General features: G+C 47.2%; 12 protein-coding genes. All 12 read right to left on the bottom strand.

Annotated features, from left to right (window positions below):
- Positions 1-758: 758 nt before the first annotated feature.
- The 12 genes from C4S39_RS14420 to C4S39_RS14365 are packed head-to-tail and all read right to left on the bottom strand — an operon-like array spanning position 759 to position 10,721.
- Positions 759-1,208 carry a conjugal transfer protein TrbN gene (locus C4S39_RS14420; protein WP_103967643.1) on the bottom strand — a complete coding sequence of 150 codons (450 nt, stop codon included), beginning with the start codon at positions 1,206-1,208 and terminating at the stop codon, positions 759-761.
- Positions 1,209-1,238: 30 nt separating this feature from the next.
- Positions 1,239-2,327: a P-type conjugative transfer protein TrbL gene (gene trbL / locus C4S39_RS14415; RefSeq protein WP_103967642.1), complete on the bottom strand. Its 1,089-nt coding sequence runs from the start codon at positions 2,325-2,327 to the stop codon at positions 1,239-1,241.
- 31 nt (positions 2,328-2,358) lie between these two features.
- Complete coding sequence (locus C4S39_RS14410; RefSeq protein WP_103967641.1) at positions 2,359-2,550, bottom strand: hypothetical protein; 192 nt, start codon at positions 2,548-2,550, stop codon at positions 2,359-2,361.
- A gap of 23 nt (positions 2,551-2,573) precedes the next feature.
- Positions 2,574-3,374 carry a P-type conjugative transfer protein TrbJ gene (gene trbJ / locus C4S39_RS14405; RefSeq protein ID WP_103967640.1) on the bottom strand — a complete coding sequence of 267 codons (801 nt, stop codon included), beginning with the start codon at positions 3,372-3,374 and terminating at the stop codon, positions 2,574-2,576.
- Positions 3,375-3,392: 18 nt separating this feature from the next.
- The gene (locus tag C4S39_RS14400) at positions 3,393-4,799 is read right to left on the bottom strand and encodes a TrbI/VirB10 family protein (protein WP_103967639.1); all 1,407 of its coding nucleotides are present in this window, start codon (positions 4,797-4,799) and stop codon (positions 3,393-3,395) included.
- Between the two features lie 12 nt (positions 4,800-4,811).
- A complete protein-coding gene (locus C4S39_RS14395; protein WP_103967638.1) occupies positions 4,812-5,273 on the bottom strand; it encodes a conjugal transfer protein TrbH in 462 nt (153 codons plus the stop codon).
- A 2-nt stretch (positions 5,274-5,275) separates the two neighbouring features.
- The gene (gene trbG, locus C4S39_RS14390; RefSeq protein ID WP_103967637.1) at positions 5,276-6,175 is read right to left on the bottom strand and encodes a P-type conjugative transfer protein TrbG; all 900 of its coding nucleotides are present in this window, start codon (positions 6,173-6,175) and stop codon (positions 5,276-5,278) included.
- 14 nt (positions 6,176-6,189) lie between these two features.
- Positions 6,190-6,954 carry a VirB8/TrbF family protein gene (locus C4S39_RS14385; RefSeq protein WP_103967636.1) on the bottom strand — a complete coding sequence of 255 codons (765 nt, stop codon included), beginning with the start codon at positions 6,952-6,954 and terminating at the stop codon, positions 6,190-6,192.
- Positions 6,951-9,488: a VirB4 family type IV secretion/conjugal transfer ATPase gene (locus C4S39_RS14380; RefSeq protein ID WP_103967635.1), complete on the bottom strand. Its 2,538-nt coding sequence runs from the start codon at positions 9,486-9,488 to the stop codon at positions 6,951-6,953. The genes C4S39_RS14385 and C4S39_RS14380 overlap by 4 nt, the downstream gene beginning before the upstream one ends.
- On the bottom strand, positions 9,485-9,796 hold the full coding sequence (locus tag C4S39_RS14375) for a conjugal transfer protein TrbD (RefSeq protein ID WP_103967634.1): 312 nt from the start codon (positions 9,794-9,796) through the stop codon (positions 9,485-9,487). The genes C4S39_RS14380 and C4S39_RS14375 overlap by 4 nt, the downstream gene beginning before the upstream one ends.
- A gap of 10 nt (positions 9,797-9,806) precedes the next feature.
- Positions 9,807-10,187 carry a TrbC/VirB2 family protein gene (locus C4S39_RS14370; RefSeq protein ID WP_103967633.1) on the bottom strand — a complete coding sequence of 127 codons (381 nt, stop codon included), beginning with the start codon at positions 10,185-10,187 and terminating at the stop codon, positions 9,807-9,809.
- Positions 10,188-10,208: 21 nt separating this feature from the next.
- Positions 10,209-10,721 carry an ATPase, T2SS/T4P/T4SS family gene (locus tag C4S39_RS14365; protein WP_258039463.1) on the bottom strand — a complete coding sequence of 171 codons (513 nt, stop codon included), beginning with the start codon at positions 10,719-10,721 and terminating at the stop codon, positions 10,209-10,211.
- Positions 10,722-10,795 lie beyond the last annotated feature (74 nt).

Raw genomic sequence — 10,795 nt, 5'->3', positions numbered from 1 at the left:
CCCGCTTAAAAATTAAGCAGGATACGTGGATTACCTGGTCAAAATTCAGTTAGCACAAACAGCCTTTTCTGGTCAGTTTTGAGTTAGCGTCAACAGCGTGACCCTGATAAGGTTCCATATCCATGTTAGCAATGGAAGCATAAACATCCTGAAATGCATTAACCCGCTCATTTTCAGGAAAATCCAGGGTTGAAAACCTAAATTGGCTCATATCGGATTAATTTTATTGATCGGGTAGATAGCTCAAAGAAATTGAGTAGTGCTATAAGCCGATAAAACATCTGCATAAAATTGACCTGCATGATAACAGACGAACAGGAATCAGGCTATCAGACAGTATGAGATGAGACCGTCCCACAATCAACAGCTCATCATAATGTATATCCCACACAGATAAATAGCTAGAAACTGCCGCTCATTGAGCAAGCCGCCGAGTTATTTTCTAAAGATAATAATGCCTCCAATAAGGAGCGACATACTGACGTGAGGACAACCTAGCTAAGGAGACTCTGAATAACTTGCGTTTGTCATTCCGAACGTAGTGAGGAATCTTTAATAATCAATGTAATAGATCTCTCGCTCTTGCTCGAAATGACACTTGTTCAGGGTTTCCCTAAGAGAAAATAGTCTTAATTGGAAGCAAATATGGCAAAAAGTAAGCGGGATACAAAGGAATTCAAATCAGATGCAATCAGCCTGGTTAACATAGTGGCTGGAAAATAAGCGATATTATAGAAAAACAATGATATGCAACTTTGTCATTCTTCGAAGGAAGGATTAATTGAAGAAGGAAACCGGCCTTCCAACCAATCTGCCCACTTAATAGCCCTTATGATCAGATCAGCGCGATACTTTGAATTATATTTTGGAGTCCGCGAATGATAATTGGCCGCTTTTGTCCAGATATCGCCTTTATCATTCTTGATATGTAGCCGCACTCGCCATGCGGCCAGATCATAGGCATAACAACCCGGATTTGCTATATGATCAGGCGCGATGCCATATTTGGATAAATCCTGGAGATACTTTGTGTTAAATTGCATTGAGCCAACATCGTGAGTGTCATTATTGTTACGCACCCATTGTCCCGGTTTTCCACCCTCTTTTTCGGCTATCGCCAGTAAGATATTGGCTGGTATTTCATACTTGATGGCGGCTGTGATTGAGCACACTACCCTTTCCTGCATATCCGGCGGCAAATCCATCATCGAGCGAATCGCTTAAATGCCTTACCCATATTATTTACCCCCTCCTCGCGAAATATTGTTCATATCCGCAGATTCCTGGGCCTGGCCCTTTTCAATAGCACTACGCAAAGCATCCGGCCCCGCACTTCTTGCAGCCGTCAGTCGACCAGCTGCCAGTGTGCCGCCATAAGATGCAACGGCCGCCGCCGTACCAGCCGCTGCCATAAAGTTACCGGCGCTATAGCTGCCAATTCCGGCAGTCGAACCTATGCTACTACCCGTTACAATGCCAGCGAGCAACAGCGGTAACCTGGAAATCAATACAAAAAATGCAATCGTAAAAATCAGCATAACCGCCAGTTCTTCATAATTCATAACATTTTTACCCATTTTGGCGTAAAAGTTGGATAACAGATCACTGCCAATACCAACAATCAGGAGCATCACAAATAACTGTATTCCAATCCCCAAAACCGTTTTAAAGTAGTTTATGGCGATGTCGGATGTCCAGCGCGCTCCGCCAAAGCCAAGTAAAAAGATACCCGCATACATCAACACCCAGGATGAAATTAGCAAGAGCAGCATATTGACTGCAATTACAGCCAAAATAATTAAAATAATCAACGAAATGACGAAACCCATCAGACTATCCATAGGCTGCATGAATGTAAGACTATTCGTTGCCTGGTTCCAGATTAAAACACCTATATCCATAATACTGGAATGACTAGCACCACTCGGCAAACCGGCGGCAGTGCCACCTAATTGCTGCATAGAATCTATGAGAGTACCTGCAATATTGTGGCCTGATACGGCATTTGTCAGCAGCCAGAAGTAGAACCCTGTAAAAATAATAAAACGAGTGAATTCAGCAAAGAAATCTCCTATGTCGGCTTTACGCAACAGCATCATGCCGAACGTCCAGACCATTGAAATCAGCACCAACGTCCAGAACAAACGCTCGGCTGCACCCTGGATAATGTTCTGCCAGGATTTAACTTTGCCTTGAAACTTATTGACAACTTGATCCAGAACACTTTGATTGGTTGCTGGATCAATATAGGCCAGTTCGGCATATGCTCCAGTAGAAAAGAACAATAGAAAAAATAGGCAGAAAAAGGTAATTGGTGTCCTGAACATCTTATTTACCCCTTATTCATACAGTGCACAATTATTCTTGCGATCCATTTGTAGGTTGTTGAGATATAGGTGTGTCAAACCAACTCTTTCTTTCCGGCATTTCACTTAATTCCTTCTTAGGCTCCTTCAATTCAAGCTTGCCATCACCATCCTTATAACACCCTGACAACAGCAACAAAGACAATGAACAAATAACTGCAATACTCAAATGACTTTTTTTCATCGGTATCTCCTTGTATTAGTGTTTCAAAAGGCATCTTTTACAGACCAGTTTCTACCAACTGGCAATATTTCAGGACTCAATCGCTTGGTTGCCGCCTCACGCGCGGCCTGTTGCATAGCTTTTTGATCCACCTCGGCCTGACTTTGCGTATTGGCGGCATTATGCTGGGCAATCAGCATCTGGCGCATTTGCAGCAACTGGTTTGCCTGGTACGCAGCCAGCTGGTTGGCATATTGCAGTGCTTCCATTTGTCCTTGGGCAGACTCGGTTCTTTGTTGTAAGACTTGCAAGTGCGCTGCATCGAGTGGGATCTGATTTTGATGCTCGCTTAAACCCCGCAAGAGCGAATCATTGGCGTTTTTCTGCGCATCGGTGCTGGTATTTTGTCCATCCTGCAGCAACTTCCAGGCGGAATCGTTGCATTTTTCCTGTAAATTAAAGCAAGGCGAGCCTCGATAATATTCAACATTGCGAAACCGCTGCATATAACCATCCAGCCCTCCATACTGTTGTTCATAATAGCGAATGGTATTGGTCATATGAATCAAGCGATTCATCGTATATTGCGCTTGTGCCCAGACATAGGCAGGTGGAGCCAGTGTGTTTCGGATCATATTTTCATATTGCATCAGTTGCGTCTGATACTGCTCGATCTGCTTCAGTGTCTGCGCCACATTCTCGATGGCAGTTGTTGTGGTCTGTTTTATATTCGCCATATCAATGACAGCAAGACCGCCCGCTTTGATAACTGATGAATAACCGGCATTAACCAGAATGAGCAGGATCGCTATCAACTGGGAGGCTATTTTTTTACTGTTTGTCATGTTCAGACACTCCTTGCATTAATAATCAAATGATTGATACGGTCTGGAAAATTTCATGTCTTTGGTAACGATGATGTTGAAGCGATAGCCCGGCCTGATTTCCAGCGTGGGTGAGATATTCAGGTTTTTGCGGATAAGATTGGCGGTTACCAATCCCAATTGCTGACCCAGCGATTGACTCATGATGCTACCGGCATTTTGCCGCCCGAACGCACCGCCTGCATCACGCTGGCTGTACGCGGCACCGGCAACAATCGCCGACATAATCAGGGCTGAACCAAAGATGCGCAGGTAATGGTTATTGACCAGATCTTTAAAACCTGCGTAGCCGACCCCGCCAGCACCCGGCATGGCACCGATATCCATGGTCTTGCCATCCGGAAAGATAATGCGCTGCCAGGCAACCAGCACACGCGCCTGACCGAATTCCACTTCGCTGGAATAAGTACCCACCAATCTGGATCCTTGTGGAATCAAACGCCATTTGCCGACAGGCGAGTCATAAATATGCTGGCTTACCTGTGCCATGATCTGCCCAGGCAGACTGGAATTAATACCGGATATCAGGGTTGCCGGAATGACAAACCCGGTTTGCAAGACATAAGGCGATGCGGGCTTTTGCACTTCGCTATTCAATTTCCAGCGCGCTTCTCCTTCTGCCGAATCAAAGCGCGAATAATCTTGTGCCTGTCTGCCAACATCATCATCCAGCAATCGAGGGGCGCCATCATCCATGGATTCACCACTCACACTTGATCCCACACCTACACCATTTCCTCCATCCTGCCGCAACTGCGCCAGGCGCGCATGATACGCAGTCGTTGGATCTTCGCGCAGATTTGCATCAATCTGTTGACGCACCGATGCCAATTTAGCCAGCATTTCCTCACGCGTTCTGGGTGTACCGGTGTTGGTTAAATCCGGCGATGATCCTGAACTTCTGGGTGCAACGACATTTACATTGGTTTTGGCCTTGATCGCTTCTTCCAGTTGCTGGCGTTTCAGCATCCGAATATGGGCAATATCAGCGTGAAGCGATGGATCGGTAGTATCCATAGAGGGCGGCAAAGGCGGCCGATCCAGATCTGATGGTCGCTCAATGATGATTCCCTGCGCAGATAGCTTTGCAGAAGATGGTTCTGGAATTACAGGCTGGACTTTAGGTTCGATAATGCCGCCGATATAATCTTTGGCAATCAGTGAAGCAAAAGAATTGCTCGACTGAGTGTCATGATTACCATCAAAATCGTATTGACCGCGTTCAGCTGCGCGATTCATGGCGACGATCATCATAAGCAACATGAATATCAGCATGATCGCGCCAAAAATGACGATCGGAAGATTATTGACGCGCCGCACCCCGATATTTTTGGCAACCACATCCGGGGATGAATCGGGCGACAGGAGTTTTGAATTGGTTGACATCACCTTCCCCCCTTATTCTTTTCTGACCCAAAGACCGGCAGGGTGAATACTGTCGGCCTGCACACTGAATGCGCGCGATAAGCGCATATCGTCAATCATGAGTTTGACATGATACAAATCACCCGACTGGTCAATGATGTAACTCAAGGCATGGCCCCTCGAAGGTTCAGTATCCGGTTGATGAGACACAGCAAAGATTTGTTGCTGAATTGATTGCTGAGTCGCTTCCTGAACTGCAAATCCTGCCAGTCGCAGGTTCTCGATCAAGGCGTTGCCAAATGGATCTTTAACCACATGGCGCAAATTAAACTGCGTATTGGCTGCCGGATACAGCCGCACTATTTGGGCCGTCACATCATCGGCCATGACTTTGCTAGTTACGATTGATGGATTTTGAATAAAACTGCCATACGGTTGCGTAGCACAACCAGTCAGGAGCAATACCAAAATGATAATTAAAATATTGGATCGCATGATTAATCTCCCCGCGTAATTGTCACTCGGCTTTGATTACCACCCACTCCCGCAATAAGAATCGCACGATCAAACACGGTATCTACAATATAGCGATCACCCTGCAAACGGTAATTCACCATAACCGTTTCATCATCGCTAAAAATGCCGCCTTCTTTATTCAGTAGTAGCAAAGTCGGTGCTTCTGTCTGCGCCATGATACTAGGCATTTGTATGATGGTTTTCTGACCGTCGTTATAAACACGCAGCGGCTTCCAGGCAGCATCGCCAGACACTGCATACGCAAAATCCAGATTGCCCAGATATTCCCCGGTTTCAGAAATGGTGCGCGATTTTCTGATTCCCATCGCATGGCTTTCTTTATCTCTAATCGCATCCCATTTAATCAGTGCATCTTCCGGATAAGTAAAACTCACTCTCGGCATAAAATCGCGCCGGTGAGATCGAAGGCGCATGTGATACGTGCGCCGGTTGGTCGTCACTACCAGGGATGTTTCAAGGCCCACATCCAATGGTTTTACAATCAGATGCTGTACTTCGGCAGATCCTTGGCCGGTCACTGCCGGTTCTATTAACCAGCGCGCCTGGTCGCCCAGATGAATCGAATTGACTTGCTCACCCGGCTGCAATTCAATATCGCATACCTGCAATACTGCACAGACGATGCTGGGCTGCTGTGAACCAAACAGAAAACGGATTGAGCCATCCGGTCCCGCAACCGGCTTTGTGCCGGTGGGATTGACTGCCTGCCACTTCTTGGCCAGATCAATAGCAGCGCGTTCCTGTGGAGTGAGTTGCGGGTTCTTATCGTTGAAATACGCATTTGATAGGCCATCGGCATGAATTGGAGCAATCAGCCCCATTGCCATAATCAATGTGATTAAAGAGAGTAACGGTTTCATGATGAGTGATCCCTTTATGTTTGTTTCGACCAGGAGAAATCCTGGATATAAATACCCAGCGGGTTATTTCGGATTTGTTCTTCCGTCGTGCTTTGGGTGGTCGGCTTGTTATAAATTCTCAATAAAGCGCGCATCTTGAAGGGTGGCTCGGTTAAGTGCCCTTGCCGGTCATAGACTTTTTCCAGCCAATCGACCTGCCAGGTCTCCGGAGATTGCGGTATGACCGATATGATTTCAACACTGACCGTCTGTGTTTCAGCCCGTTTGAAAGGACTGCTTGCTTCAGTACTATTGAACCACTCATTAGCTTTTGCCGTGGCTGGGTCGTTATTGGACAGCATGGCGTATGCACGAAAGATGGCGCGCCGCTGCAAGGCGATATCCGGTGTGACCATACGCAAATCATTGATGAATGCGGCAACCGATGCATGCACCACGCGCTGATCGGCCACCGCAGCGATATCTGCGCGCGAAACCGCGATGGCTTCACCCAGTTTGTTAACTTGGACGACATAAGGGATAAATTTGGATTGACTGCCGATGACAATCACACCACCTACTCCTGCCAGCGCAATCAACAAACAAAGCAGTGCTAGCATTTGCCACATAGTGCGCGAAGCCTGAATCCCGCGCATATGATCATTCCAGGTGCGCCGTGCTGACAAATAGGGGTTTTCATTTTCACCGCAGCGGCGACCACCTTCCATCACTTCGTCATTGACACGTATAGTTTTATGCGCACCCGGCTTTAGCTTAAATAGCTCGTTGATCACATTCATGCGGCCACTCCATAATCAGATAACGTTAATCCTTTAATCGCCAACCACTCGATAACCCAGCGGTCTCCATACTTGTCATACAGGTTTTTAATGGTTGCAATCGATTCCTTATCTGTAGATCCCACAAAAGCGAGTGCCAATGGCCCGAGTGCCAGGTCATAGAGCCGTCGACCATTCTCGGACACGGTGTAGTATTGCTGTTTAGGAATGGCAGAAGCTAAGATCTCAATCTGGCGAGTATTCAATCCCATGCGTCGATACAGTGCCGAAGCCTCTTCATCACGGGCGAATACGTTGGGTAGAAATATCTTGGTGGCGGTGGATTCGACTATCACATCAAGAATCCCGCTGTTGGCTGCATCCGACAAACTTTGGGTTGCCATCAATACTAAGCAGTTATTTTTACGCATGACTTTCAGCCACTCGCGGATTTTGGCGCGAAACACCGGATGACCCAGCATCAGCCAGGCTTCATCAAGGATAATCGCGGAAGGCTGACCATGCAGGCTGCGCTCAATGCGCCGGAATAGATACAAAAGCGTGGGAAGCGCGTATTTATCACCGAGATTCATCAATTCTTCGATCTCGAACGTGGTGAAGGTAGACAGATTCAACCCATCGGCTTCAGCATCGAGTAAGTGCCCCATCATGCCGTCGATGGTGTATTGCCGAAGAATTTCGCGTATAGATTCATCCTGGATCGTCACTGACAAATCCGATAAGGTTTTGGAGCCGCTTTGATGCATGTTAGTAATGGCCTGACTGATTTCGTTACGCTGCAAAGGCGTGACTGTGATGTTATTCAATTCAACCATTAAACAAATCCATTCCAGCGCCCAGGCACGATCACTCTTGGTCTGTAAAAACTGTAATGGACAGAAAGATAGCGATTCGTCATCCCCTGCTACTGTGAAATGCTGGCCACCTACTGCTTTTGTTAGGGGATACATCGATAGCCCCTTGTCAAAGCAATAAATCGACATGCCGGGGTAGCGTCTCAATTGCGCGGCAATCAACGCCAAGTGCGTGGATTTACCGGCTCCTGTGGGACCAAACATGAAGGTGTGACCTAAATCGCGTACATGCAGATTCAGCCGGAAAGGTGTTGCGCCTTGTGTCACGCAGTGCATCAAGGGCGGTGAATTGGGTGGATACATCGGACAAGGGGCTATTGGTTTTCCAGTCCAGATGGTATTGACTGGCAACAGATCAGCCAGATTCATGGTATTGATGAGGGGTCTGCGCACATTTTCAACACCGTGGCCGGGTAGACTTCCCAGATAGGCATCCATTGTGTTGATCGTTTCAACCCGCGCGGCAAATCCCAGATGATTGATTGCTTTCTCAACCTTTCGCCCGGCTTCTTCCAATGCTGCCCGATCTTCCATCATCAGCACCACCACGCTGGTATAGTACCCCTGCCCCACCATGCCGCTATTGGTCTCAGCAATGGCAGACTGCGCATCTTCAGTCATATTAAGTGCGTCTTCATCGATGTTGCTGCTTTGCAGGTTAAACACCTGGTCAAAGAATCCACGGATTTTTTGTTTCCAGCGTCTGCGGAATTTTTCCAGATGATTGACCGCTTCATGCGCATCCATAAAGATAAATCGTGATGACCAACGATACACACCTGGCAACTCAGATAGCAGATTCAACATGCCGGGTGATGACTCCAGTGGAAAACCCTCAATGGAAACCACTTGAACGAAATTTCGACCAATCTTAGGCACAACCCCGCCCCACATTTCCTGACCGCCGAGCAAAGTATCCAGATACATCGGATTGGCCGGTAACACCATCGGATGATCCAGGCCGGTCACGCATAATTGCAGCCACTGTAAGAAATCATCATGGGTGATGGTTGTACCTTCTTCATTCACCAGCTTGTGGCTTTTTAAGCGCGACAATTGAAAAACATTGGATAACCGGGATTCAAAGTTGGCGCATTCGCGCTGGAAATATTCCAATAGCCCTTGTGTTCTGGCTTTCAGGTCGGGAGACTCGCTGTCATCATCAAACATGAGTTCAACGAACTTGCGCTGCGCCAGCATTGGCGGCAAGTACGTCAGTGATACAATAAAGCAGCTCTCGTATAAGGTGCCGATACGCTCGAACAGATTGCGCCGCTCCTCGTCAATGGCAGCGGTCACGGGATCAGGATAATTGGAAAGCGCTTTATCTGAATAACTTTGTGCCGGTTTTCGGATGGCATCGACATGAATCATCCAACCATTGCCTAAGCGAGATAATGCTTGGTTAATGCGAAATGACACGCGCTCACGCTCAATCTCGGTGCTACTGGCGGTATCATCGCCGCAAAATACCCAGGCAGCCATCAATGATCCGTTCTTGCCGACAATCACACCATCTTCCACAACCGCCGCATACACCAGCAGATCGGCAAAGCCCATTGCTTTGGATCGATGTTTATCCAGTCTTAGTTCTTTTCCCGTATCACGGATACGAATAAACAGTATCAGGAGCAGCACAGCACCGCACATTGCGATAAGAATTGTGATGGCGGAAATCATAGATGCTGTTTTTCCTGTGTGAGCGTATTGTCATAAAAAGGGGTGCTGCGTGCCGGATAGTATTTTTTGTATCGCATCTGGCGTAAGTACACATGACGCAGTTGCGGATCATTTTTAGCCATCAGTCGTAGTGCAAACAGTGCAAAGATCCACAGGGCTACCCCAAAGATCGTAGCTTTGATTTCCATCGCCACAAATATAGATGTGGCTGCAATCAGGATAGAAAACATGACCAGTTCCCGGTCACCACCCATAAACAGATTGGGACGGTTTCCAGATTGACGGATAGGTATGGTTCGAAGAGCCATAGTCAGTCTCCTATTCTTGTGGATTTACGACTGATTCCTGGTCTTTGGGTATTTCACCCGGAATAACCGCGCCCTGGAATAGATTGGTCATGATATTGTTGGCACCCACAAGTAACGCCATAACCAGCACGATAAAAATCAGGGTGCGGAAAAAAGCGTTAAGTTCGCCACCAAAGATCAGAATGCCGCCTGCAACGACAATACCGACAATCGATAAGGTAAAAGCAACCGGGCCGGTAACGGAGTTTCTGAGATTAACCAGCCAGGTTTCATAGGGAAGCGCACCACCTGCGCCAACAGCGGCTTGTGCGTTATCAATCAACAAGAAAAACAAAAGAAAACTGCATAAAGAAACAATGAAGAAGAGTGCAATTGAAGGCAATATTTTCATTAACTAACTCCTGTTATTTATTTACAGCTTCTTGATTTGGTAACTTCCTCTTTTAAAACCTTGTACTTCGATAATCTGCTGGATTTTCCTGCCGTGGGGTGTGCGCGTGATATGTACCACCATATCAACCGCTTCTGCGATCAATGGCATGATCTCTTTAGGTGCTGAAGGATTGCGTGAAATCAGGGATTCCAGACGAGTCAGCCCCGACATCGCATCATTGGCGTGCAAAGTTGCAGCCCCTCCTTCATGGCCGGTGTTCCAGGCATCGAGCAAATCGAGTGCTTCTGCACCTCTCACCTCACCCACCAGGATACGATCCGGGCGCATACGCAAGGTTGTTTTGAGCAATTGCGTCATGTCGACATCGAGTGTGGTGTGATACTGGACAAAATTCTGGGCAGCGCATTGGATTTCACCGGTATCCTCCAAGATGAAGATGCGCTCATCCGGGTCACACAGAACCATTTCATTGATAATGGCGTTGATCAGGGTTGTTTTACCGGATCCGGTGTAAGCGTCCAACCCCACCACCTATTATTGCTTCAATTTAAGTGATTGAATGAATTCCGGCGCAAATGGCAACAACTCGTCAATGCGGCTGTTAG

It is taken from the genome of Nitrosomonas ureae, from assembly GCF_900108305.1.
Lineage (GTDB): Bacteria > Pseudomonadota > Gammaproteobacteria > Burkholderiales > Nitrosomonadaceae > Nitrosomonas > Nitrosomonas ureae_B.
This window is presented reverse-complemented; position numbering and strand designations above follow the sequence as displayed.

Bases quoted from the DNA above. Each gene is read 5' to 3' on its own strand.
- C4S39_RS14420 (WP_103967643.1), bottom strand. From the start codon at position 1,208: ATGATGGATTTGCCGCCGGATATGCAGGAAAGGGTAGTGTGCTCAATC.
- trbL (WP_103967642.1), bottom strand. From the start codon at position 2,327: ATGTTCAGGACACCAATTACCTTTTTCTGCCTATTTTTTCTATTGTTC.
- C4S39_RS14410 (WP_103967641.1), bottom strand. From the start codon at position 2,550: ATGAAAAAAAGTCATTTGAGTATTGCAGTTATTTGTTCATTGTCTTTG.
- trbJ (WP_103967640.1), bottom strand. From the start codon at position 3,374: ATGACAAACAGTAAAAAAATAGCCTCCCAGTTGATAGCGATCCTGCTC.
- C4S39_RS14400 (WP_103967639.1), bottom strand. From the start codon at position 4,799: ATGTCAACCAATTCAAAACTCCTGTCGCCCGATTCATCCCCGGATGTG.
- C4S39_RS14395 (WP_103967638.1), bottom strand. From the start codon at position 5,273: ATGCGATCCAATATTTTAATTATCATTTTGGTATTGCTCCTGACTGGT.
- trbG (WP_103967637.1), bottom strand. From the start codon at position 6,175: ATGAAACCGTTACTCTCTTTAATCACATTGATTATGGCAATGGGGCTG.
- C4S39_RS14385 (WP_103967636.1), bottom strand. From the start codon at position 6,954: ATGAATGTGATCAACGAGCTATTTAAGCTAAAGCCGGGTGCGCATAAA.
- C4S39_RS14380 (WP_103967635.1), bottom strand. From the start codon at position 9,488: ATGATTTCCGCCATCACAATTCTTATCGCAATGTGCGGTGCTGTGCTG.
- C4S39_RS14375 (WP_103967634.1), bottom strand. From the start codon at position 9,796: ATGGCTCTTCGAACCATACCTATCCGTCAATCTGGAAACCGTCCCAAT.
- C4S39_RS14370 (WP_103967633.1), bottom strand. From the start codon at position 10,187: ATGAAAATATTGCCTTCAATTGCACTCTTCTTCATTGTTTCTTTATGC.